This window comes from Cryobacterium sp. TS_SC_7 (genome assembly GCF_056156285.1).
Window position 1 is genome coordinate 229881 of sequence record NZ_CM149589.1, and the last position, 23618, is coordinate 253498.

23 protein-coding genes are annotated in these 23618 nt (G+C 70.9%); 19 read left to right on the forward strand and 4 right to left on the reverse strand.

From position 1 onward, the window contains the following. Positions 1 to 11: 11 nt before the first annotated feature. Together AC0J5J_RS01010 and AC0J5J_RS01015 are read right to left on the reverse strand one after the other, a co-directional pair. Complete coding sequence (locus AC0J5J_RS01010; protein ID WP_474899037.1) at positions 12 to 2279, reverse strand: 3-hydroxyisobutyryl-CoA hydrolase; 2268 nt, start codon at positions 2277 to 2279, stop codon at positions 12 to 14. A 65-nt stretch (positions 2280 to 2344) separates the two neighbouring features. Then, positions 2345 to 3034: a TIGR00645 family protein gene (locus AC0J5J_RS01015; protein ID WP_474899038.1), complete on the reverse strand. Its 690-nt coding sequence runs from the start codon at positions 3032 to 3034 to the stop codon at positions 2345 to 2347. A gap of 44 nt (positions 3035 to 3078) precedes the next feature. Here AC0J5J_RS01015 and AC0J5J_RS01020 point away from each other — a divergent pair, with 44 nt between their 5' ends. Together AC0J5J_RS01020 and AC0J5J_RS01025 are read left to right on the forward strand one after the other, a co-directional pair. Then, on the forward strand, positions 3079 to 4554 hold the full coding sequence (locus AC0J5J_RS01020) for a sensor histidine kinase (RefSeq protein WP_474899040.1): 1476 nt from the start codon (positions 3079 to 3081) through the stop codon (positions 4552 to 4554). Between the two features lie 2 nt (positions 4555 to 4556). After that, positions 4557 to 5213, forward strand: coding sequence for a response regulator transcription factor (locus AC0J5J_RS01025; RefSeq protein WP_134422855.1), 657 nt, complete (start codon positions 4557 to 4559; stop codon positions 5211 to 5213). 39 nt (positions 5214 to 5252) lie between these two features. Here the strand turns inward: AC0J5J_RS01025 and AC0J5J_RS01030 are convergent, their stop codons facing one another. Further along, a complete protein-coding gene (locus AC0J5J_RS01030) occupies positions 5253 to 5687 on the reverse strand; it encodes a hypothetical protein (RefSeq protein ID WP_474899042.1) in 435 nt (144 codons plus the stop codon). Positions 5688 to 5815: 128 nt separating this feature from the next. Further along, entirely contained in the window at positions 5816 to 6166 is a 351-nt protein-coding gene (locus tag AC0J5J_RS01035; protein WP_474899044.1) for a hypothetical protein, read from the reverse strand. A 190-nt stretch (positions 6167 to 6356) separates the two neighbouring features. Between AC0J5J_RS01035 and AC0J5J_RS01040 the strand changes: the two genes are divergently transcribed. From AC0J5J_RS01040 to AC0J5J_RS01120, 17 genes are all read left to right on the forward strand, one after another. Continuing rightward, entirely contained in the window at positions 6357 to 7538 is a 1182-nt protein-coding gene (locus AC0J5J_RS01040) for a 4-hydroxybenzoate 3-monooxygenase (protein WP_134422859.1), read from the forward strand. A 20-nt stretch (positions 7539 to 7558) separates the two neighbouring features. After that, positions 7559 to 8341 carry a protocatechuate 3,4-dioxygenase subunit beta gene (pcaH, locus tag AC0J5J_RS01045; RefSeq protein WP_134422861.1) on the forward strand — a complete coding sequence of 261 codons (783 nt, stop codon included), beginning with the start codon at positions 7559 to 7561 and terminating at the stop codon, positions 8339 to 8341. Further along, positions 8334 to 8915 carry a protocatechuate 3,4-dioxygenase subunit alpha gene (gene pcaG / locus AC0J5J_RS01050; protein ID WP_134422863.1) on the forward strand — a complete coding sequence of 194 codons (582 nt, stop codon included), beginning with the start codon at positions 8334 to 8336 and terminating at the stop codon, positions 8913 to 8915. Before pcaH ends, pcaG begins: the two co-directional genes overlap by 8 nt. Continuing rightward, positions 8908 to 10353, forward strand: coding sequence for a lyase family protein (locus AC0J5J_RS01055; RefSeq protein ID WP_474899046.1), 1446 nt, complete (start codon positions 8908 to 8910; stop codon positions 10351 to 10353). Before pcaG ends, AC0J5J_RS01055 begins: the two co-directional genes overlap by 8 nt. After that, positions 10350 to 11531, forward strand: coding sequence for a bifunctional 3-oxoadipate enol-lactonase/4-carboxymuconolactone decarboxylase PcaDC (pcaDC, locus tag AC0J5J_RS01060; protein ID WP_134422867.1), 1182 nt, complete (start codon positions 10350 to 10352; stop codon positions 11529 to 11531). The genes AC0J5J_RS01055 and pcaDC overlap by 4 nt, the downstream gene beginning before the upstream one ends. Positions 11532 to 11550: 19 nt before the next feature. After that, positions 11551 to 12351, forward strand: coding sequence for a CoA transferase subunit A (locus AC0J5J_RS01065; RefSeq protein WP_134422869.1), 801 nt, complete (start codon positions 11551 to 11553; stop codon positions 12349 to 12351). Positions 12352 to 12353: 2 nt separating this feature from the next. Next, a complete protein-coding gene (locus tag AC0J5J_RS01070; protein WP_474899048.1) occupies positions 12354 to 13061 on the forward strand; it encodes a CoA transferase subunit B in 708 nt (235 codons plus the stop codon). Next, complete coding sequence (locus AC0J5J_RS01075; RefSeq protein ID WP_474899050.1) at positions 13058 to 14269, forward strand: acetyl-CoA C-acetyltransferase; 1212 nt, start codon at positions 13058 to 13060, stop codon at positions 14267 to 14269. The genes AC0J5J_RS01070 and AC0J5J_RS01075 overlap by 4 nt, the downstream gene beginning before the upstream one ends. A 47-nt stretch (positions 14270 to 14316) precedes the next feature. After that, positions 14317 to 14784 (forward strand): molybdenum cofactor biosynthesis protein MoaE, encoded by a 468-nt coding sequence (locus AC0J5J_RS01080; protein ID WP_241972585.1) that lies wholly within the window; start codon positions 14317 to 14319, stop codon positions 14782 to 14784. Positions 14785 to 14867: 83 nt separating this feature from the next. Further along, positions 14868 to 15158, forward strand: a complete 291-nt coding sequence (locus tag AC0J5J_RS01085; RefSeq protein ID WP_474899052.1) for a DUF2249 domain-containing protein — start codon at positions 14868 to 14870, stop codon at positions 15156 to 15158. 21 nt (positions 15159 to 15179) lie between these two features. Further along, the gene (locus tag AC0J5J_RS01090) at positions 15180 to 16337 is read left to right on the forward strand and encodes a hypothetical protein (RefSeq protein WP_474899054.1); all 1158 of its coding nucleotides are present in this window, start codon (positions 15180 to 15182) and stop codon (positions 16335 to 16337) included. Then, positions 16334 to 18955 carry a multicopper oxidase domain-containing protein gene (locus tag AC0J5J_RS01095; RefSeq protein WP_474899056.1) on the forward strand — a complete coding sequence of 874 codons (2622 nt, stop codon included), beginning with the start codon at positions 16334 to 16336 and terminating at the stop codon, positions 18953 to 18955. The genes AC0J5J_RS01090 and AC0J5J_RS01095 overlap by 4 nt, the downstream gene beginning before the upstream one ends. A gap of 83 nt (positions 18956 to 19038) precedes the next feature. After that, a complete protein-coding gene (locus AC0J5J_RS01100; RefSeq protein WP_474899058.1) occupies positions 19039 to 19803 on the forward strand; it encodes a helix-turn-helix transcriptional regulator in 765 nt (254 codons plus the stop codon). Then, positions 19800 to 20549, forward strand: a complete 750-nt coding sequence (locus AC0J5J_RS01105) for a Crp/Fnr family transcriptional regulator (protein WP_474899060.1) — start codon at positions 19800 to 19802, stop codon at positions 20547 to 20549. The genes AC0J5J_RS01100 and AC0J5J_RS01105 overlap by 4 nt, the downstream gene beginning before the upstream one ends. A 45-nt stretch (positions 20550 to 20594) precedes the next feature. Beyond that, on the forward strand, positions 20595 to 20876 hold the full coding sequence (locus tag AC0J5J_RS01110) for a heavy-metal-associated domain-containing protein (protein ID WP_474899061.1): 282 nt from the start codon (positions 20595 to 20597) through the stop codon (positions 20874 to 20876). 22 nt (positions 20877 to 20898) lie between these two features. Continuing rightward, positions 20899 to 22815, forward strand: coding sequence for a heavy metal translocating P-type ATPase (locus AC0J5J_RS01115; protein WP_474899063.1), 1917 nt, complete (start codon positions 20899 to 20901; stop codon positions 22813 to 22815). After that, complete coding sequence (locus tag AC0J5J_RS01120; protein WP_474899065.1) at positions 22815 to 23501, forward strand: helix-turn-helix transcriptional regulator; 687 nt, start codon at positions 22815 to 22817, stop codon at positions 23499 to 23501. The genes AC0J5J_RS01115 and AC0J5J_RS01120 overlap by 1 nt, the downstream gene beginning before the upstream one ends. Positions 23502 to 23618: the final 117 nt, after the last annotated feature.

The following is a 23618-nucleotide window of genomic DNA, read 5'->3' on the forward strand; positions in this document are numbered from 1 at the left end:
GCACCGGGCGATCAGTCGAAGGCGGACAGGCCCGTCACGGCACGGCCCACCAGCAGGGCGTTGATCTCGTAACTGCCCTCGTAGGAATAGATCGCCTCGGCGTCGGCGAAGATCTTGGCCATTTCGTACCGGGTGCTGATGCCGTTGCCGCCGAGCAGCCCGCGACCCAGGGCCACCGTTTCGCGCATCCGGGTCGTGCAGGCGGCCTTCGCGAGGGCCGCCTGGTCCATCGTGAGCCGCCCGCTCTCCTGCAGCCGCGCCAGCTGCACCATCAGCGACAGCGACAGGGTCGCATTGCCGATCATGCGGGAGAGCTGTTCCTGCACCAGCTGAAAGGATGCGATGGGCCGGCCGAACTGGCGTCGCTCCAGGGCGTAGGCGCGGGCCACGTCGAAGGCGGCGAACTGCTGGCCGACGGCCTGCCACGACACCCAGACCCGGGAGTTGCGCAGCAGCACGTTCGTGTCCTGGAAGCTCCGGCTGCCCGGCAGCCAGTTCGTGAACGGGATCCGGACATCCGTCAGGGTGATGTCGGCGTTCTGCACGATCCGCACCGCGATCTTGTTCTCGATCGGGGTGGCCGTGAACCCGGGCCGCTCCTTCTCGACGATGAATCCCTTGATCTGCCGGTCAGCGGTGTCCCGGGCCCAGACCAGCACGTAGTCGGCCATGGCGCCGTTGCCGATCCAGCGTTTGGTGCCGTTGAGCACCCACTCGTCGCCGCACCGGGTGGCCGTGGTCTCCATCATCCGGGAGATGTCGGAGCCGTGCTCCGGTTCGGTCAGGGCAAAGGCGCCGATCTTCTCCAATGCCAGGAGGCCCGGCAGCAGACGCTCGCGCTGCTCGGGCGAGCCGAGCTCGTCGACGGCCGCGGCGAACAGCTCGTGGTGCACACCGTAGAACGTGGAGATCGAGGTGTCGGCCCGGGTCAGCTCCATCTGCAGCAGCCCCGTGAGCAGGTGGCTGGTCGGCGCAGCACCGGTCGCGGCGAGGTTCTGTGCGGCGAGGCGGGGCAGCAGCTCGAACGGGAACTCGGCCCGGTTCCAATAGTCCACGGCGAGCGGGCGCACCTCGGTCTGGTAGAACGCCCGTGCGGCGGCCAGCCGCTCGCGCTCATCCGGCGTGAGCAGATCGGTGACGAAGATCAGGTCGGCGTCGACGTAGGGTGGGGCCTGATCCGGTACCGGCCCCTGGCCGAGACCGCCACCGAGCCCGAGCTCCTGCTCACCCAGGGGCGCGAAGAAGGCGTCGACGGATGCCCGCGTCACCTCGCCGAGGCCGGCCGGCGACCACCGGGGGCTGCGGTCCTTGTCGATCACCTGGGCCCGGATGCCCTCCTGCAGTTCGCTCCGCTGCAGGAAGCGCAGCGTCACTCGGTATTCCTGGTCGAGCACCTCATCCAGGCTCGGGAGCCGCCGGGCTCGGCGGAGCGACGCCAGCGTGACCGTGAGGGCGGTCGGCGACCTCGTGAGGATGAGGGCGGCGGTGTCCCGCGCTACTTTCTCCGGAGAGTTCTGCAGGGCCACGACGATCTCGCCCACATCGTCGAACGCATAGCACTCGTCGATCCAGTGCCGCTGGGCGAGGAGAGCGGACGGCGGGGGAGTCTCGGCGAGGGCGCGCACCGCCTCGGCCGCGCCGGTCCGGGTCAGGGCGCGGGCGAGATCCGGGAGCCGGGCGCTCGGCACGAAATGGTCCGCCAGACCCAGCGCGATGGCATCGGCCCCGGAGGCCGTCGCGGCGGTCAGGGCAAGGTGGGTGCCGAGCTCGCCGGGAGCCCGGGACAACAGCCAGGTACCGCCGACGTCAGGCACGAAGCCGATCGCGGTCTCCGGCATCCCCAGCCGTGTGCGCTCGGTCACGATCCGGGTGTTCGCGTGGCCGGAGACGCCGACCCCGCCGCCGAGCACGACGCCGTCCATCACCGCCACATAGGGTTTGGGATACCGCTGGATCTCTGCGTTCAGGTGGTACTCATCGGCGAAGAAGCGGGCGGCCTCGGCGTCGGCGTCCGCGCGCGTGTCCGCCGCCACGTCCCCGCCGCCGCGGTAGATCGCCACGATGTCGCCCCCGGCGCAGAGCCCCCGGTCGCCACTGCCGGTCAGGAGAACAGTCTCGACCTGGTCGTCGGCGGCCCAGCCGGCCAGCACCGCGGACATCCGTGTGATCATCGCGTGGGTGAGTGCGTTCAATGCCGCCGGACGGTTCAGAACGATCTCTGCGAGCCGTCCGTCACGGCGCAACAGCAGGTCCGGCCGGTCATCGATGAACTCGAGCATGGCCCCACGCTACCGGCACGGGCTCGGATCGCTCGGAAGCGGCTCGGAAGCCACTCCGCGGCGACTCAGAAACGGGCGAGCAACTCCGTCTTCTTGGCATCGAATTCCGCGTCGGTGACGATCCCCGCGTCGCGCAGCCGGCCCAGCTGCAGCAGCTGGCCGACGGGTCCGGCCTCGATCGCGCGGGTGTCCGCAGCGGGTCGCGGCGCAGCCTCGAGCACGAGCGGCTCCGGGCCGGGACCGGCGGGCAGTTCGGGCATCGGTGCCGGAGCGTGGGCGGCACCCTGCGACATCCGGTCGATCCCGGCCAGGGCGATGGCCGAGACGATGAACACCATGTGGATGATGACCTGCCAGAGCACGCCGTCCCAGGTGTAGACGTCGCCGGTGATGCTCTCCTGGCCCGCCGTCGACGTGGAGCCGCGGGCGGCGAGGTCGCCGACCTCGATGAACGTCTTGAGCAGGTGGATCGATGAGATGCCGACGATGGCCATGGCGAGCTTGACCTTGAGCACGTTCGCGTTGACGTGGGAGAGCCACTCGGGCTGGTCGGGGTGGCCGTCGATGGCGATCTTCGACACGAAGGTCTCGTAACCGCCGATGATGACCATGATCAGCAGGTTGGCGATCATGACGACGTCGATCAGGCCGAGCACGCCGAGCATGATGGTGACCTCTTCGATCACGATCCCGTCGGGGCCGGGGTGCGTGAACGCGTGCAGCACGCCCTCGCCGAGGTGGATGAGCTCGACCATGATGGGAGAGCGCTGTATCCGGGTGTCGGGGTAGCGTGGTGCTCGTGAGCGGGAAGCCGGTGAAGGCCAGGGCGACCGGGGGTACCCGGCGGCTTCCTGTCCCGTCGGTGCGCGTGCGCATCCTGGCGACGATTCTGCTGGTGGCGGCGGCAGGCATGTTCGCCGCCGCCACGACCGCCTATGTCGTGCAGCGCGAGAGAACGCTGGCCGCCGTCGACGCGTCGCTGACGGATGCCGTCGACGACGCCCGCTTCGTCGCCGCCGATGCGGGGGAGACGACGCTGAACGGGGTGCTCGGCCAGGTCGTGCAGAGCATCCGTCCCGGAACCAACGAGACGACCCTCGCGATCATCGACGGCTCCGCGGCCCTCGCGCCCGGCGGCGACGTGGACTTCCGGCTCGAAGACGATGCGGCGTTCGTCGCCCGGGTCACCGCGGAGACCAGAGACGGGAATGTCGTTCTCGGCACCGTCAGCAGCCCCGGGCAGACCGTGCGCTATGTGGCCGCGCCGGTCAGTGTCGCGAACGATCCCGGCGAGGGGGTCTTCGTGGCCGCGTTCGACCTCGACGCCGAGCTCGGGCCGGTGACGGATGCCTGGTCCACCTCCCTGCGGGTCACGCTCCTCGCCCTGGTGGTGCTGGGGCTGGTGGGCTGGTTCGTCTCCGGTCGGCTGCTCGCACCCATCCGTTCGCTGCGCGAGGCCGCGGCCCGGATCACCGCCTCGGATGTGAGTGAGCGCATCCCGGTGGAGGGCCGCGACGATGTGTCCGAGCTGACCCGCACCGTGAACGACATGCTCGACCGGCTCGAAGGTGCCCTGACCGGGCAGCGCCGGTTGCTCGACGACGTGGGGCACGAGCTCAAGACCCCGATCACGATCGTGCGCGGGCACCTCGAGCTGATGGACGCCGACGACCCCGCCGACGTGCGGGCCACCCGGAGCCTCGCGATCGACGAACTCGACCGGATGAACGGTCTCGTGCGCGACATCTCCGCCCTGGCCGAGCTGCAGCGGCCGATGCGCCTGACCCGCACGCCCGTGGACATCGCGGCTCTCACGGAGCAGGTGCGCACCAAGGCCGCCGCACTGTCAGGCCAGCGCTGGGTGAGCACCCGGACGGCGCACGTCGTGGCGCCGGTCGACGCGGAGAAACTGACGCAGGCCCTCCTGCAGCTCGCGGCGAACGCCGCCAGCCACGGTGCGGCCGGCGGCACGGTCGACGTCGGCAGCTCCGCCGACCGGGACGCCGCCGGAGCCCCGCGGCTACGCCTGTGGGTGCGTGACGACGGCCCCGGGATCGAAGTCGACACGCAGGACCACCTCTTCGAGCGCTTCCACCGCGGCGGCGGCGGGCGCGGCACGGCCGGCTCCGGGCTCGGCCTCGCGATCGTACTGGCCATCGCGCGTGCCCACGGCGGCACCGTCTCGGTCGATTCGGCCCCCGGGGCCGGCGCCACCTTCACGATCGAGTTGCCGCTGCTGCCGATCGAGACCAGCCCCGAAACGATGGAGACCTGACCGTGAGCCGAATCCTCATCGCCGAAGACGAACTGCGCATCTCCTCCTTCATCGAGAAGGGCCTGGCCGCCGCCGGCTTCACCACCGTCACGGTCTCCTCCGGGCTCGACGCGCTGGACTACGCGCTGACCGGCGGGTTCGACCTGCTGGTGCTGGACATCGGCCTGCCCGGCATCGACGGCTACGAGGTGCTGCGCCGGCTGCGCGCCGAACCGTCGACGCTGCCGGTGATCGTGCTCACGGCCAGGGACTCGGCCGAGGACACCCTCGCCAGCCTGCAGGGCGGGGCGAACGACTACATGGCCAAGCCGTTCCGCTTCGACGAGCTGCTGGCGCGGATCCGGTTGCGACTCACGGATGCCGTGCGCGTCGCCCCGGCCCTGCTCGCCGTCCCGGGGCTCGAGCTCGACCTGCGCACCCGCCGTGCCATCGTGGGTGACCGGCAGGTCGACCTGTCAGCCCGGGAGTTCGCCCTCGCGGAGGAGTTCCTGCGCAATCCGGACCAGGTGCTGAGCCGCGAACAGCTGCTCAGCCGGGTGTGGGGCTACGACTTCGACCCCGGCTCCAACATCGTCGACGTCTACGTGGGTTACCTTCGGGCGAAGTTCGGCGCCGCTCGGATCGAAACGGTCAGAGGTATGGGCTACCGGCTGCGCTGAGGGGAGAGCGCGGCCGATAGCCCGGTGGGGGTGTGGAAGTCAGTCGTCGCTGTCGTCGTCGTGGCTGTCGTCGCCGGAGTCGTCGTGACCTGAGTCGTCAGAGTCGTCGGAGGCGTCAGAGTCGGCGGAGTCGTCGTAGGCGTCAGAGTCGGCGGAGTCGGTGGAGTCGTCGTGGCCTGAGTCGTCGACGCGTCCGTCGCTGTCGTCGGGGGCATCGTTGACGTCGTCGGCGCCGTTGCCTCCGCCGACGCGTCCGTCGCTGTCATCGGGCGCGTCGCTCACGTCATCGGTGACTCCCGGGAACACGAGCGGAGTGGGGACATCCGTGGCGGTATCATCGCTCGACACGCCGGAGACCGGCGTCGTGGGCGTCACCCCGGTGTCGGCCTGGGCAGCCAGAAGTCCGATCGACAGGAGACCGGCGATACCGACGGCGGAAAGGGCGATGGTGTGCTTGGTGCGGATCTGGAACATGGCCTGACCTTTCATCTGCGCCGACTTCGGCGGGGGCTTCGGTGGGAATCACCTGGCTCTCACTCTTCCGCGAGGAGATGAGGCCCGAACCAGAGGGTTGTGAGAGCTCTCTCATCCGGGGTGCTGCGTCAGTCGTCGGGCCGGTCTCCGCCGTTGTCATCGCCGCCATCGATCGCGTCGTCATCCCCGTCGTCGTCGACGACCAGCGGCGCCGGGGCCGGCACCAACGCGGGCGACCCGGGCTCTGACGGGGGGGAGACCGGAGCAGGTGTGGAGGGCGAAGCCGGTGAGGTCGGGCCCGGTGCGGGGTCCACCTCCACGACCAGGGCCGGCACGTCCACGGCCTGCCCCGGCTGATCCGCGATGGCAAGACCGCTCACCAGGGCGAGGGCGCCGGCCGACGCCAGGAGGACGCCGATGCCGGCTCCGATCAGCAGCAGCGAGCTCCGACGCGGGCGGGAGGGGCGCGAATCGCTCATGGTCTTCTCCGATCGACGAATACGGTTCAGTCTGGACCGTGTGGATGAGACTCAGGCACGCGTCGGATGAGAACTCTCTCATCTCCGCCGCAGCCAGGTTGCCTTCCACTGAGTGGGAACAACCGGCCCGGTCGGCACCGTGACCCCGCAGGATGACACCATCACCTGTCACCGTCGCTAGGAGAAACCCGTGTCCCCAGAAAACACCCGTGTCGCCATCATCGGCGCCGGCCCTGCCGGTCTTCTCCTGGCCTGGGCCCTGCGCGACGCCGGCATCGACTCGATCGTGGTCGAGAACCGCTCCCAGGACTACGTGCTCGCCCGCATCCGGGCCGGCGTGCTCGAACAGAGCGCCGTCGAAACCCTCACCCGGCTCGGCCTCGGCGAGCGCCTCCACGCCGAGGGGCTCGAGCACGACGGCATCTACCTGCAATTCGCCGGCGAGCGCCGCAACGTCGACTTCAACGAGCTGATCGGTCGCACGGTCACGGTCTACGGTCAGCAGGAGGTCGTCAAGGACCTGATCACGGCGCACACCGCCGCGGGCTCGACGATCTACTACGAGGCGGCGGATGTCCAGGTGCTGGGTCTCGAGTCGAAGACCCCCCGGGTCACGTTCGTCCACGACCGGGAAGCCCACTCGATAGCGGCCGACTTCATCATCGGCGCCGACGGTTTCCACGGCGTCTGCCGGGCGTCCATCCCCCCGACGGCGCTCACCCTCTACGACCGCAGCTACCCGTTCGCCTGGCTGGGCATCCTCGCCGACGTTCCGCCCTCGACCGACGAGCTGATCTACGCGCTGCACGAGGACGGCTTCGCCATGCACTCGATGCGCTCGCCGCAGGTGTCCCGCCTGTACCTGCAGGTCGACACCGCCGACTCCATCGACCAGTGGTCGGATGAGCGCATCTGGGAGGCGCTGCAGACGCGGCTGGCCGTTCCCGGCTGGACGCTGAACGAGGGTGCCATCACCGACAAGTCGATCACCCCCATGCGCAGCTTCGTCGCCTCCCGGCTCTCCTACGGCAACCTGTTCCTTGCCGGGGACTCCGGGCACATCGTGCCGCCCACCGGCGCGAAGGGTCTCAACTCGGCCATCGCCGACGTGACCCTGCTCGGCGCCGCCCTGGTCAGCCACTACGCGGGGGACGACGCGCCTCTGTCCGGCTACGGGGAAACCGCGCTCCGCCGCCAGTGGCGGGTGCAGCAGTTCTCCCAGTCGATGACCGAGATGCTGCACCGAGACCCCAGCGACCTGCAGTCGGCGGCGTTCAACTACCGCAGCCAGCTCGGCCGGCTCGACTACCTGACCGACTCCGTGATCGCGCAGCGGGAACTCGCCGAGCAGTACACCGGCCTCCCGTTCTAGCTGCCCAGGAACAGAGAGGAATGACCATGAAAGACCACACCTCGCAGTCCGAGATCAACGACGAGATGCGCGCCATCGAAGCGGAGGCGCGCGCCCGCGTCGACGACGGTGGAGCACCCGAACTGCACCCGCGGCGCAACTACCCGCCGTACCGCAGCTCGATCCTGCGCCACCCGACCCACGAACTCGTGCGCGTCGACCCGGAGGAAGTCGAACTGTTCTCGCCGGCGTTCGGCCACACCGACGTGAACGTGCTGGAGAGCGACCTCACGATCCAGCACCGCGGCGAACCCCTCGGCGAACGCATGACGGTTTCGGGCCGGGTGCTCGACGGCGAAGGCCGCCCGGTGCGTCGGCAGCTGATCGAAATCTGGCAGGCGAACGCGGGCGGACGCTACGTGCACAAGCGCGACCAGCATCCGGCGCCGCTCGACCCCAACTTCACCGGTGTCGGCCGCGTGATCACAGGCGAGAACGGCGAGTACTCGTTCACCACGATCAAGCCGGGACCGTACCCCTGGCGCAACCACCTGAACGCCTGGCGGCCCGCGCACATCCACTTCTCGCTGTTCGGCACCGCGTTCACCCAGCGCCTGATCACCCAGATGTACTTCCCGGGGGACCCCCTGTTCGCGCTGGACCCGATCTACCAGTCGATCACCGATCCGGCCGCCCGCGCCCGTCTGGTGGGCACCTACGACCACGACCTGAGCGTTCCCGAATGGTCGCTCGGCTACAACTGGGACATCGTGCTCACCGGCCCCAAAGCCACCTGGATGGAGAGCGAGGAAGCCCATGACTGAGCCGAAGCCCACGGAGTTCATTCAGACCCCGTCGCAGACCGTGGGTCCGTTCTACGGTTTCGCGCTGCCCTACGAGCGGGGCCCCGAGCTCGTGCCGGGCCGGCACCCGCACGCGATCCGCCTGCACGGCACCGTGACGGATGGCGCGGGCGACCCGGTACCGGATGCGATCCTCGAGCTGTGGCAGGCCGACGAGACCGGCGCCATCAGCCGGGAACAGGGAGCCCTCGACCGCGACGGCTTCACCTTCACCGGATTCGGACGTGCGGCGGTGGACCAGGCCGGCCACTTCACCTTCACCACCGTGAAGCCCGGCTCCGTCGGCGGGGGTGCCCCGTACATCGTCGTCACCGTCTTCGCCCGGGGACTGATCCACCACCTGTTCACCCGCGCCTACTTCCCCGAAGACGCCGAGGCGCACCGTCGCGACGCGGTGCTGGGCGCCGTGCCCCCCGCCCGCCGGGCCACCCTGGTCTGCGTGGCCGACGGCCACCCGGGCGGAACACCGTCCTACCGGTTCGACGTGAGGCTGCAGGGCGCCGACGAGACCGTGTTCCTGGACTTCGATGCCTGAGCGAGCCGGCGAGGGGGCCGGGTCCTACGACGTCGGCCTGCTGCACCCGCTCGGCCCCGGCAGCCGCGCCGACGAGCTGACCGGCGACGCAGCCTGGCTGCAGGCGATGGTCGACGTCGAGCTGGCCCTGACCCGCGGGCTGGTCGCCGCCGGGCTGGCCCCGGACTGGATGACCACGGTCTGCGACGAGCTGTCGGATGCCGGACGACTCGACCTGGCCCGGATCGCAGTCGAGGGGCAGGGTGGCGGCAACCCCGTGATCCCGCTGGTGACGCACCTGGCGGCGGCCGCCGAGAGCCGCCGGCCCGGGGCATCCGACCACCTGCACGTGGGCGCGACGAGCCAGGACATCCTCGACACCGCCGCCATGCTCGTCGCACACCGGGTGGCCGGCGAGCTCGCGGCCGGGCTGTTCGATCTGGCCGGCAGCCTCTCGGCGCTCGCCGACCGGCACCGCGGCACGGTGATGGCCGGGCGCACCCTCGGCCAGCAGGCCTCCCCGACCAGCTTCGGCTTCATCGCCGCCGGCTGGCTCGACGCCGTGCTGACGGCCGCCGAGCAGCTCGATCGGGTGCGGGCGAGCCTGCCCGTGCAATTGGGCGGCGCCGTCGGCAACCGTGCCGTTCTGAGCGATATCGCCCGGTCCCGCCTGCCCGCAGTGCCGGCCACGCAGACGGTCGATGCGGTCACGACGCACCTGGCCGCCGAGCTCGGACTCCGCGTGCCCGGAATCGGCTGGCACACCAACCGGTTGCACGTGACCGGGCTGGCCGCGGCGCTCGCCGCCGTGGCCGGGAGCGTCGGCACCTTCGCCCTCGACGTCACCGTGCTCTCCCGCACCGAGATCGCCGAGGTCGGTGAGCGGCTGGCGGCCGGCCAGGGCGGATCCTCCGCGATGCCGCACAAGCGCAACCCGGTGACGGCCGTGCTGGTGACGGCGGCCGCCCGGCAGACTCCCGCGCTCGCCGCCACCCTGTTCGGCAGCCTGCTCGCCGAGGACCAGCGTCCCGGCGGAGCCTGGCACGCCGAGTGGCAGAGCCTGCGACTGCTCGAGCGGCTGACCCTCGGCGCGGTCGCCGGCGCCGCCTCGCTGGCGGGCCGGCTCGACGTGGACGCGGAACGGATGCTGCGCAACCTCGACCTGACCGACGGCCTGGTGTACAGCGAACGGGTGACCACCCTGCTCGCCGAGGCCCTCGGCAAGGCCGCGGCGTTCGCCCTGGTGCAGCGCGCGGCGGAGGAGGCCCAGCGCACCCGTCGCCCGCTGCGGGTGGTGCTGGCCGCCCTGATCACCGCCGGCGGTCACCCCGAGGAGCTCCGGTCGCGGGTGTGGACCGCGTTCGACGACGACCTCAGCCTCGGGCAGACCGACGCCGGCATCGACCGGGTGCTCGCCCGGTACCGTGGAGCCACAGAGACGAAGGGGACACCGTCATGACCCAGCCCACCATCCGCGGCACAGTCGCACCGGCGCCGGCCGCGGGCACGCTGCCGCTGCTCGTGCTCGGCCCGTCGCTCGGCACCACCACCGCGCTCTGGGACGGTGTGGCCGCACGGCTCTCCGCCTCCTGGAGGGTGCTCTGCTTCGACCTGCCCGGCCACGGCGTCAGCCCCGCCACCCGGGAACCGTTCACCGTTGCGGAGGTCGCCGATGCCGTGATCGCCCTCGTCGACTCGGTCGGCGGGGGAGCCTTCCACTACGCCGGGGTGTCGTTCAGCGGTGCCGTCGGACTCGAGCTGGCCCTGCGCCACCCGGAGCGCCTGCAGAGCCTCGCCGTCATCTGCTCCGCGGCCCGGATCGGCACTGTCGCCGGCTGGGTCGAGCGGGCCGCCCGGATCCGTGGCAGCGGAACGCCCTCCATCATCGCGGGCAGTGCCGAACGGTGGTTCGCGCCCGGGTTCCTCGACCGCGACCCGGCCGCCGGCTCCGCCGCGCTGGACCAACTCCTCGACGTCGACGACGAGTCGTACGCGCTCTGCTGCGAGGCCCTCGCTGAGTTCGACGTGACGGATGCCGCGGCGGGCATCCGTGTTCCCACCCTCTGCGTCGCGGGTGAGTTCGACCGGTCCACCCCGCCCGCCCAACTGGCCGCCCTGGCCCGCCGCATCCCGGGGGCCCGGCTGGAGACCATCGACGGGGCGGCACATCTGGCCCCGCTCGAGCGGCCTGCCGAGGCGGCAGCCCTGCTGGAGGCCCACCTGGGCCGTCAGGCGGCGCGCTCCCGCACCGCGGCGGAGACCTACTCCGAGGGAATGGCCGTGCGCCGCGCGGTTCTCGGTGACGCGCACGTTGACGCTGCGACCGCCGCGATCACCCCGGAGACCGCCGACTTCCAGGACTTCATCACCCGCTACGCGTGGGGGGAGATCTGGAGCCGGCCCGGCCTGGACCGGCGCACCCGCAGCTTCCTCACCCTGGCCTGCCTGGTGAGCGGCGGGCACGAGAACGAACTGGGCATGCACGTGCGCGCGGCCCTGACCAACGGGCTGACCCGCAGGGAGATCAGCGAGGCCATCCTGCACACCGCGATCTACGCAGGGGTGCCGGCGGCGAATTCCGCGCTCACCGTGGTGCGCGATACCTTCACGACCATCGACGCGCAGCGCTCGAACTGACGGACCAAAGGACTGTTCCATGGATAAGACGTTCACTTCTGCCGCGGCCGCCGTCGCCGACATCCCGGATGGCGCCTCCCTCGCCGTCGGCGGGTTCGGCCTGGTCGGCGTGCCGATCGTGCTGATCCGCGCTCTCCTCGCGCAGGGCACCACCGACCTCCGTGTGGTCTCCAACAACTGCGGCGTCGACGGCTGGGGCCTCGGCGAACTGCTGCGGGAGGGGCGGATCAGCCGGGTGATCGCCTCCTACATCGGCGAGAACAGGGACTTCGCCCGCCGCTACCTCGGCGGCGAGCTCGAGGTCGAACTGACCCCGCAGGGCACCCTCGCCGAGCGGCTCCGGGCCGGCGGCAGCGGCATCCCCGCCTTCTTCACCGCCAGCGGCGTCGGCACCATGGTCGCCGAGGGCGGACTGCCCTGGCGCTACGGGCCCGACGGCCAGGTGACGGTGTCGTCGCCGCCCAAGGAGACGCGCACCTTCGCCTCGCTCCGCGGCGGGGAGAAGGAGTATGTGCTCGAGGAGGCGATCGTCACCGACTACGCCCTCGTGCGCGCCGCGAAGGGCGACCGGCACGGCAACCTCGTGTTCGAGAAATCCGCCCGCAACTTCAACCCGGTCGCCGGCATGGCCGGACGCCTCACCATCGCCGAGGTCGACGAACTGGTCGAGCCGGGGGAGCTCGACCCGGACGCCATCCACCTCGCCGGCATCTACGTGCACCGCATCGTCGAGCTCTCCGGCGCCCTGGCCGCCGACCTGCCGATCGAGAAGACCACCACCCGGCCGCGGCCCGCCGCATCCGTCGCAAAGGACCGCTGATCATGCCGTTGACCCGCAATGAGATGGCCGCGCGCGCCGCGCAGGAACTCACCCCCGACAGCTACGTCAACCTCGGGATCGGGCTGCCCACGCTGATCCCCAACTTCCTGCCGGAGGGGGTGCACGTCATCCTGCACTCCGAGAACGGGGTGCTCGGTGTGGGCCCGTACCCGTGGGAGGGCGAGGAGGACCCGAAGCTGATCAACGCCGGCAAGGAGACCATCACGGTCAACCCCGGGGCCAGCTACTTCGACTCGGCGCAGAGTTTCGGCATGATCCGCGGCGGCCTGATCGACGTGGCCGTGCTCGGCGCGATGCAGGTCTCCCGGTCCGGCGACATCGCCAACTGGGCCGTGCCCGGCAAGATGATCAAGGGCATGGGCGGCGCCATGGACCTCGTGCACGGCGCCGACACCGTCATCGTCGTTATGGAGCACACCGCGAAGAACGGCGACTTCAAGATCGTGAACGAGTGCACGCTGCCACTGACCGGCAAACGCGTCGTCACCCGCATCATCACCGATCTGGCCGTGATCGACGTGACGCCGGAGGGGCTCGTGCTGCGGGAGATCGCGCCCGGCCTCACCGTGGCCGAGGTGCAGGCTGCCACCGAGGTGCCGTTGCTCGTGCCGGAGACGCCCACGCTCATCCACACGCGTCTCGCTGCGTCCGAACCCGAACCCGAACCCGGCTCCGGTCCCGCGTCATGAGGGAAGTCGTCATCTGCGAACCGCTTCGCACCCCGATCGGCCGGTTCGGCGGTGTCTTCGCGGCCGTCGCGCCCGCCGACCTTGCTGCGACGGTGATCGCGGCGCTGCTGGAGCGAACCGGAATCGACGGGGCCGTGGTCGACGACGTGATCCTCGGTCAGGGCTACCCGACCGCGGAGGCGGCCTCCGTGGCACGTGTCGCCGCCCTGAACGCCGGCCTGCCCGTGACCGTCGGCGGCGTGCAGGTGGACCGGCGCTGCGGCTCGGGGCTGCAGGCCATCCTCGACGCGGCCATGCAGGTGCAGACCGGCGTCAGCGACGTCGTCGTCGCCGGCGGCGTCGAATCGATGAGCCAGGCCCCGTTCTACACCGTCGACTCCCGCTTCGGCGTGGGCGGCGGCGCCGGAATCCTGCTGCGGGACGCTCTCAGCCGCGGCCGCGAGACCGCGGGCGGTCGCCGCTACCCGGTGCCCGGGGGCATGCTCGAAACCGCCGAGAACCTGCGCCGCGAATACGGCATCGGCCGCGCCGAGCAGGATGACCTGGCTCTCCGGTCGCAGGCGCGGGCATCCGTCGCCGTGGCCGAGGGCCGGTTCGACGACGAGATCGTGCCGGTGACGGTGCCGGGCCGGAAGGGACCGGTCGTGGTCTCCGCCGACGAGACCCCGCGGGCCGACAGCAGCCTCGAGGTGCTGGCGGGCCTCCGCCCGATCCTGCTTCAGACGGATGCCGACGCCACCGTCACCGCCGGAAACGCCAGCGGCCAGAACGACGCCGCGGCCGCGTGCATCGTGACCACCCCGGAACGGGCGGCCGAGCTCGGGCTGACCCCGCTGGTGCGGCTGGTCACGTGGGCGCGTGCCGGGGTGGAACCGTCGCGGATGGGGATCGGGCCGGTGCCGGCCACGGCCCGGGCGCTGCAGCGTGCGGGGCTGAGCCTGGCCGACATGGACCTGATCGAACTCAACGAGGCCTTCGCCGCGCAGGTTCTGGCGGTCAGCCGGGAATGGGAATTCGCCGAGGCGGACTGGGCACGCACCAATGTGAACGGGTCGGGCATCTCGCTCGGGCATCCGGTGGGAGCGACCGGGGCGCGCATCCTCGCCACCGGCGCCCGGCACCTGCACCGCACCGGTGGGCGCTACCTGCTCGAGACCATGTGCATCGGCGGCGGTCAGGGACTCGCCGCGATCTTCGAACGGGTGTAACGAGCGGCCGTCGCAACCTTTCCCGCATCCGCGCGTACTCTGAACGTGTGAATTCTGAAGGAACGACCGACCGACGCGACGCGAACCGTGACTCGAGCACCATCAACCAGGTGACCGTGGCGCCGCTCGACCTGGCCGCGCACGTCGCGGACGTGTCGACGGGATCCTGCGGGGCCGTCGTGACCTTCATCGGCCAGGTGCGCGACCACGATCCCGACGCCGCCGGGCAGGTGACCGGCCTCGATTACAGCGCGCATCCGGATGCCGGCCGCATCCTGTCCGAGATTCTCGCCCGGGTCGCCGCGGAATACCCGCAGGTGAACCTGTCGGTCAGCCATCGGATCGGCCACCTCGACGTGGGTGACCTGGCCCTGGTCGCGGCCGCGGCGAGCGCCCACCGCGCCGTCGCCTTCGAGGCCTGCGAGCGCCTGGTGGAAACCGTCAAGCTCGAGGTGCCGATCTGGAAGAAGCAATACGAGGTCGACGGGTCCACCGCCTGGGTCGGGCTGACCTGAACCGGCGTACGGATTAATAAAACGGACGTGTATCCTTTTTATTAGCGCACGGCTCGGTCGTGCCCCTGAGGAGGATCCATTCCATGACCGCCGAACCCATCACCCTGACCACCGCGCACACGTGCACCTGCAACCATGACGAGGCCGAGACCATCGTGCTCGACGGCCGCACCATCCCGCACGCGGTTCGTCACGCGGCCATCTTCGGTGCCCTGGAATCCATCCAGCCCGGCTTCTCGCTCGACCTGATCGCCCCGCACGACCCGCTGCCGCTGCTGGCGCAGTTGGAGAAGGCCCGACCCGGCGCGTTCACCGTGTCGTACGTGGAGCGTGGCCCGGAGGCCTGGCGCATCCGCTTCACCCGCGTCGCCTAGCCACCCGAGATCAGACCAACCGTGCACGGCAATGGGCGACTGGCGTTTCTGCTGCTCGGCGGGCTCGCCCTGCTGGCCGGCCTCGATGGGGCGCTGCTCCTGCTGGGTCTCTCGGCGCCGGTTCTCACTGCGCGACTCGCGGATGTGCACGGACCCCTGATGGTCTTCGGGTTCGTGGGCACCGTCGTCGTGCTCGAGCGGGCCGTCGCGGTGAGGAAGACCTGGGCCTACCTCTCACCGGGGCTCCTGGGCCTGGGCGGTCTGGCTCTCGTGTCTCCGCTTCCCCTGCTGGTCGGTCAGGTTGCCTTCGTGGCCGGGTCGGCCGTGCTGCCGGTCATCTACCGGGCGATCTGGCTCCGGCAGCCCTCCACGTCCACCGCCGTGCAGGCGCTCGGCGCCCTGCTCGGCCTCACAGCCACCGTGCTCTGGCTCGGCGGTGTGCCCGTTCCACGACTGGTGCCCGCGATGACGCTCTACCTCGTGCTCACGATCGCCGGCGAACGCCTCGAACTCGCCCGCATCTCGCCCTCCGTCGATCACCGGGCCGAAATCCGGATGCTGGTCGCCGGCCTGGTCCTGACCCTCGGCACCGTTCTCGCTCTTCTCTGGCCGGCGCTCGGCTACCCCGTTCTCGGGCTCGGGCTGCTCGGGCTCGTCGCCTGGCTGTTCCGGCACGATGTGGCGTCCCGTCTCATCCGCAGCACCGGTCTGCCGCGGTACATGGCCGCGTGCCTGCTGGCCGGCTACGGCTGGTTGCTCTCGGTGGGCGCGAGCTGGGTCATCGTCGGCCCGAGTTTTTCCGGTCCCGGCTACGACGCCGTGCTGCACGCCGTCTTCCTGGGGTTCGTGATGTCGATGATCATGGCGCACGCCCCCACGATTCTGCCGGCCGTGCTGCGCCGGCCGCTGCCCTACCGGCCCGTGCTCTACCTGCCCGTCGTGCTGCTGCACGTCTCCCTGCTGGTGCGCATCCTGCTCGGTGACGCACGCGGCCTGCCGGCCCTGGTGCAGTGGGGCGGCGTGGCCAATATCGTCGCCGTGCTGCTGTTCGTTCTGCTGGCCGTTGTCTCGGTACTCCGCGGAACGCCGCGACGCCAGGCCCCGCCCCGCCCGCTCACCCCGCCCCGCCCGCTCACCCCGCGCCGCCCGCTCACCCTCGAACCGAAAGTCAAACCATGAGCCGTCGGCTGTGGCACATTCTCACCGGACTTCTGGTTCCGGCCTGGCTCCTGCTCACCCTCGTCGCCGTGCTGATCCACCGTTTCCTGCCGGTCGCGCCCTGGCTCATGGTGCACCTGCTGTTCCTGGGGGCCGTGAGCACCGCGATCCTGATCTGGAGCCAGCACTTCGCCGACACCCTGCTCCGGCAGCCGGCTCCCGGGGGGCGGACCGGGCTCGGCGTGCGGCTCGGCGCGCACACCGTGGGCGCGGTGCTCGTGGTCGTGGGGATCGTCGGCGGCTGGTGGCCCGTCGTGCTGGCCGGCGGCATCCTGGTCGGCGCGAATGCGCTCGTGCACGCGCTGCTGCTGTTCCGGCAGTCGCGCGGTGCGCTGCCCGGCCGGTTCGCGCCGCTCGTGCGGTACTACATGGCGGCCGGAGTCTCGCTGGCGATCGGCGTGGCCCTGGGTGTGCTGATGGCCCGCACGGACTCGGGGAGCGAGACCTACGAGCGCCTGTTCATCGCCCATATCGGGCTCAACCTGCTCGGCTGGGTCGGCCTGACCGTCATCGGTACGGTGGCCCTGCTCTGGCCGACCGTGCTGCACGCCCGGGTGCAGACGACCCGCGCCTCGAACCAGGGCACCCTGCCCCTGTTCCTGGCCGGCCTGACCGTGCTCGGGCTCGGCTCGCTGATCGATCAGAGGCTGGTCGCCGCCGCGGGCGTGCTGCTCTATCTGGTCGCGCTCGGCCTGGTGCTGGCGGAGGCCGTGCGCCTGGCCAGGCAGTCGCCGGCCGTCACCTTCGCCGGCTGGAGCCTCGGCGCCGCCCTGGCCTGGTTCTTCGGTTGTGTGCTCGGGTTCGGCCTTCTCGTCGCGTTCGCGCCCAGCTGGGTTCTCGCGGCGGACCGGCTCGAGCAGCTCGTGCCGGTGTTCGCGGTCGGTTTCGCGGCTCAGATCCTGCTCGGCGCCCTGACCTACCTGCTGCCGGTCGTACTCGGCGGGGGGCCGCGGGTGTCCAAGGCCACGACCCGTGAACTCGAGCGCGGCGGCCTGTTCCGGGCGATCGTCGTCAACGGTGGACTGGTCCTGTACCTGCTGCCGGTGCCCAGCCTGGTGAAGGTCACCGTCTCCCTCCTGGTCGTCGGTGCGCTCGCCTCCTTCCTGGTGCTGATGACGAGGGCCCTACGGCAGAATCGTCGGCTGCGCCGGGCGACGGATGCGACGGTTCCGCCGAGCCCGGCGTCGCCGCCGGTCGCCGTGTCACCGCCACGACGCACCGGCCCGACCGTCACGGCCGTCGGCGCCCTGCTCCTGGCCGTGACCCTCGGGATCGCCCTGGACCCGTCCGCCGCCGGCATCCCGAGCATCGGGGCCACCGGCGCCGCGGCATCCGTCGACGTGGCGGCGACCGGCAGGACGACCACGGTCGACGTCGTCATGAAGGACACCCTGTTCAGCCCCGACACCATCGAGGTGCCCGCCGGGGACACCCTGGTGATCAACCTGACCAACGCCGATGACATGGTGCACAACCTCGTGCTCGCCACCGGCGTGGTCTCCGGTTCCATCGCCCCCGGCGCCAGCGCGCAGGTTGACGTCGGGGTCGTGGCGGCCGACGTCGAGGGTTGGTGTTCGATCGCCGGACACAAGCTCCTGGGCATGGTGCTCACGGTCGTGGCCGTCGGGGGAGAGTCTGCCGACCACGGGGATACGGGCCACGGCTCCGCGGCCCCCGCCGGCTCGGCCGGCGCGGCGGACGACCTCAACCTGATGCGGGAACCCGACGCCGACTTCACGGCGCGGGAGGCGGCGCTCGGAGCGGCGGGCGCAGAGACCGTGCACACCCTGACCATGCGGGTGGAGGACGTCGAAATCGAGGTGTCGCCCGGCGTCACCCAGACCCTGTGGACGTTCAACGGCACGGCTCCCGGCCCCACTCTGCGGGGGAAGGTCGGCGACGTCTTCGACGTGACCTTCGTCAACGACGGGTCGATCCAGCACTCCATCGACTTCCATGCGGGTGCCCTCGCGCCCGACCGACCCATGCGCAGCATCAACCCGGGGGAGAGCCTGACCTACCGCTTCACCGCGACCCGGTCGGGGATCTGGCTCTACCACTGCAGCACGATGCCCATGTCGGTGCACATCGCGAACGGCATGTTCGGGGCCGTGATCATCGATCCACCCGGGCTCACCCCGGTCGACCGGGAGTACGTGCTGGTGCAGTCCGAGTTCTACCTCGGTGTGCAGGGCGGGGAGGCAGACGCCGACAAGGTGGCGGCGCAGTTCCCCGACCTGGTGGTGTTCAACGGCATCGCCAACCAGTACGGCGCCCGCCCGCTCGCGGCGAAGGTCGGCGAGAAGGTGCGCATCTGGGTGCTCGATGCCGGGCCGAACGTGGGCAGTTCCTTCCACATCGTGGGCGGCCAGTTCGACACCGTCTACAAGGAGGGCGACTACCTGCTGCGGGACGGCGGCAGCACCGGGACGGGTGGTTCCCAGGTGCTAGACCTGGCCGTGGCGCAGGGCGGCTTCGTTGAGCTGACGTTCCCCGAGGCCGGCAACTACCCCTTCGTCAGCCACGTCATGTCCGACGCCGAGAAGGGCGCCCGGGGGGTCGTCCGGGTGGTGCCCTGAGATCGGAGCGGCCGTCCGGTCCCGCTCCCGGTCCCGCTCCCGGTGCGGTTGTTTTTACGACATTGATAAGGAAAACTAGTCTCGTGCCCACCGAATCGCTCGACGCCCGAACCCACCACGCCCTGTCCGGCATCAGCCGGGTCGCCATCCTCGAACTGCTCCGTTCCAGCGATGAGCCTCTGGACGTTCCCGCCCTTGCCGCGCGGGTGGGGTTGCATCCGAGCACGGTGCGTTCGCATCTGGATCGCCTGGTGGCGGTCGGACTGGCCGTCGAATCCGTCGAGGCACGGTCCCGACCGGGCCGCCCGAGACTGTTGTACAGTGCCGCCGCGCCCGTGGGCGAGGTCCCCGACGACTCCTACCGTCTGCTGGCCGGCGTCCTCGCGGGCAGCCTGGCGGCGAGCGGGAACTCGGGCGTCACGGCGGCGACGGCTGCCGGGCGCAACTGGGGAAGCGAGTTGGTCCAGCGCGGTGACGCGCGCCCTGCCGCAGACTCCGCCGCAGGCTCCGCCGCAGACTCCGGGCCGGCCGCGCCGGTGGACGGCGGCACCGCGACCCTGCGCGTCGTGGAGATTCTCGACGAGATCGGGTTCGCGCCGAAGCTCCAGGTGCCGGGGCCTGGGCACACGGCCGGAACAGACCCCGCTCATACCGTGATCGAACTCCACCGCTGCCCGTTCCTCGACGTGGCGACGGAGAACAGCGACGTCGTCTGCTCGGTGCATCGCGGACTCATGGAGGGTGCCCTCGAGCGCCTGCACGCGCCTGCTGTCAGCGTCAGACTCGAGCCGTTCGCCCGGCCCGGCGTGTGTCTGGCGCATCTCACCCGCGCGGTGGAGGCATCGTGACCGGTGCCCGGCGCACCGTGCCGTTGCGCAGCACCTGTGCGCAGCCGCATCCGTGCGGTGCCGCCATGCGGCTCACCATCCTGGGCCAGATCCCGATCTTCCAGGATCTCTCGGCCGAAGCGCTGGCCGACCTGGCCGACCGGATGCTGTCGCTCTCCTGGGGCCCCGGGGACACCCTGTTCGCCGCCGGTGAGCCGGCCGAGCACGTGTACCTGCTCGCGGCCGGCCAGGCGAAGGCGTTCCGATCGACGTCGACCGGGCAGTCCACCAGTCTCGACTTCCTCGGCCCGGGAGACGTGCTGGGTTCCCTGACGGCGCTCGACGAGGGCCGGTACCCCGAGACGGCCGTCGCGCTGGTCACCACCTGCGCCCTGCGCCTCGAATCGGCTGCCTTCCGGGAACTGCTGCTCACGCATCCATCGGTGGCGCTGCGCGTGCTCGACGTCGTCGTCGAGCGTCTGCACCGGGCCCGGTCGATGGAGGCCGAGCAGGCCTCCGTCACCGTCACCACGCGGGTGGCAGCCACCCTGCTGCGCCTCGCCGACACCTTCGGTGTGCCGGGGGACAGCGTTGGAACGACCCTGATCCAGCTGCCCCTGACCCGCGCCGACCTGGCCGCCATGACCGGCACGAGCGCCGAGTCGGTGTCCCGTGCCATGAGCGGCCTTCGCCGGCACGGGCTCATCGAGTCCGGGCGGCGGTGGACCGCCGTGCTCGACCGTCCCGGCCTGCTTGCGGCAAAGTGACGCGCGTCATGGTTGCCTGCGCCCCGGGTTCGTAACGTCGTAGACATGACAACACACACTGCAACCCCGGCATCCACCCCGACATCCACCCCGACATCCACCCCGGCCACCGTGCACACCATCCTGCGTGCCGACGGCTTCTCCTGCCCGTCCTGCGTCGCCAAGATCGAGAAGCAGATCGGCCGCCTCGCCGGAGTCACCGGCGTGACCGTGTTCTTCGCCACCGCCCGGATCGAGATCGACCACGACCCGGCCGTCGTCAGCACGGATGCCCTCATCACCGCCGTCGGCAAGGCCGGCTACACCGCCCGCCTGGCCGCGTTCTGACCGCCGGTCCCGGGGGAGTGACATGACCATCCTGCGCCGCTACCTGATCCCCATCGCCTCCGGCGGTTTGATCGCCGTCGCCTGGCTGCTCGGCCTCCTGCCGGTGCCGCCCATCGTCGCCGACGCGGCGATGGTGGCGGCCGCGGTCGTGGCCGGGACTCCGATCCTGCGGACCGCCGGGCGGGCGCTGCTCGCCCGGGTGGTCGGCATCGACCTGCTCGTCTCGGTCGCTGCGGTCGGCGCGATCGTGCTCGGCGAATACTGGGAGGCCGCCGCCGTGACCTTCCTGTTCGCGATCGGGCACGCCCTCGAAACGGCCACCCTCAACCGCACCCGCTCCGCCCTGACCGCGCTCGTGGCCCTGGCCCCGGACGTCGCCCTCGTGCTGCGGAACAATGAGCAGCTCGAGGTCCCGGCCGGGTCGGTGCTGACCGGGGAGACCGTGCTGATCAAGAACGGCGCCCGGGTACCCGTCGACGGTACCGTGGCGCAGGGTGCCGGCACCCTCGACGAAGCCTCGATCACGGGGGAGTCCCTCCCGGCCGAGAAGACCGTCGGAGACCGCGTCTTCGCCGGCACGATCTCCACCGGCGGCTTGCTGCAGGTGCGGGCCACCGCGGTCGGCGCCGCCACCACCCTGGCCCACATCGTGCACCGGGTCGAGGAGGCCCAGGAGGCCACGGCCCCGACCCAGGTCTTCATGGACCGGTTCTCGGCCTGGTACACCCCCGGCATCCTGGTGCTCGCCCTCGTGGTCGGCCTGGTGACGGGCGACGTGTTCCTGGCGCTGACCCTGCTCGTGATCGGCTGCCCTGGTGCCCTGGTCATCTCGATCCCGGTCGCGATCGTCGCCGGGATCGGCCGTGCCGCGCAGCTCGGAATCCTGATCAAGGGCGGCGAGTTCCTCGAGACCGCCGCGAAGATCACGGTCGTCGCGGTCGACAAGACCGGCACCCTCACCCGCGGCCGCCCGGTCCTGACGGACGTCGTGGTGCTCGACCCCGCCCTGACCCGGGCCGAGCTGCTCGACTGGGCCTCCCGGGCGGAGGCCGGCTCGGAGCATCCGCTGGCCGGAGCGATCGTGCAGGCCGCCGCGCGCGAGGGATCATCGGGGCTCGTCCCTCTGCCCGAACACGTGCTGAACGTGCCCGGCCAGGGCATCGTGGCCGGCGTGGCCGGCCGCACCGTGCTGATCGGCAACCCGGCCCTGCTCCGCGCCCACTCCATCGCGGGCACGGATGCCGCCGCGACGGTGGCTGCCGGACTCGCCGCCCGCGGGCGCACGCCGCTGATCGTCGTTCTCGACGGCATCATCGCCGGTGTCCTGGCCGTGGCCGACGAGGTGCGCCCCGACGCCGCCGACATGGTCACCCGGCTGCACGCGGCCGGGGTCACCCGGGTCGTCATGCTCACCGGCGACGGTCCACTGGTGGCGCAGGCCGTGGGCGACGCCGTCGGGATCGACGAGCTGCGCTCGTCGCTGCTGCCGGAGGACAAACTCCACGTCGTCGCCGGACTCCGGCGGGACGGCCACGTCGTGGCGATGGTGGGGGACGGCGTCAACGACGCCCCGGCCCTGGCCACCGCGCACATCGGCATCGCGATGGGCGCGGCCGGTTCGGCCGTGGCGGTCGAGACCGCCGACATCGCGCTGATGGGCGACAATCTGCTGATGCTCCCCGCCGCCATCGACCTGGCCCGCCGCACGGTGCGCGTGATGCACCAGAACGTGGCCCTCGCCCTGATCACGGTGGCCCTGCTGCTGGCCGGGGTGCTGCTGGGCGGCGTGACGATGGCTGTCGGCATGCTCGTGCACGAGGCCTCCGTGCTGATCGTGATCGTGAACGCGATGCGCCTGCTGCGCCGGCCCGGGCAGCGCGCACAACTAAAAATGCTGGATAAGTCAGATAAGTCAGAGAGAAGAGAGATGATGGCCTGATGACGTCTTCCTACCCCTCATCGAGCTACCGCACGCTCGCGTCGTTCAGCAGGATCCAGCTGCTGTACTTCCTGCAGCAACGCGGGACGATGACGGTTGGAGACCTGGCGGAGGCCACCGGTCTGCACCACAACACGGCCCGCGAGCATCTGCAACGCCTGATCGGGGATGGTTTCGTCACCTGCCGGCCGGAACGAAAGGACTCCAAGGGCCGGCCCCGGATGCTGTACAGCGCCGCCGCCGGCCCGGACTACGCCGACGGTTCCATCCGGGCGGCGAAGGCGGAGGCCGCCGAGCGCCACGGCGATCAGGTGCGACGGATGCTGCGGGTCGAGGCCGTCATCCACTCGCCGCTGCAGCGGCAACTGGACGCCCTCGACGACCACCTCGACGGGTCCGGCTTCGACGCGCGGCTCGAGATCGACGGTGCCGAAGGGGACCACGTGCACCTGCACGAGTGCCCGTACAGCGAGATGGTCAAGGCGCACCCGGAGGTCTGCCGGGTGCACTTCGGGCTGCTGAAGAGCCTGCTCGAAGCGACCGAGGGCCCGCTGAGCGCCGACGCGCTGCATCCGCTGGTCGAACCCAACACCTGTGTCCTCGACCTGCACCGCTCCGACGCCGAACCCACCCCCGACGTGCAGCCTCAGTCGGCAATCATTTGTCACGGTGTTTCCGGCTTGTAGCGTTTTTTCCCGCCCCTGAGACTGGACTGCGAGGGTGGTTGCCGGCCATGGCGACCCCGGGCAGTGCAAGGGGCACGTTGTGAAGACACTCAAGAATTCGGCCTTCTCGAAGCCGTC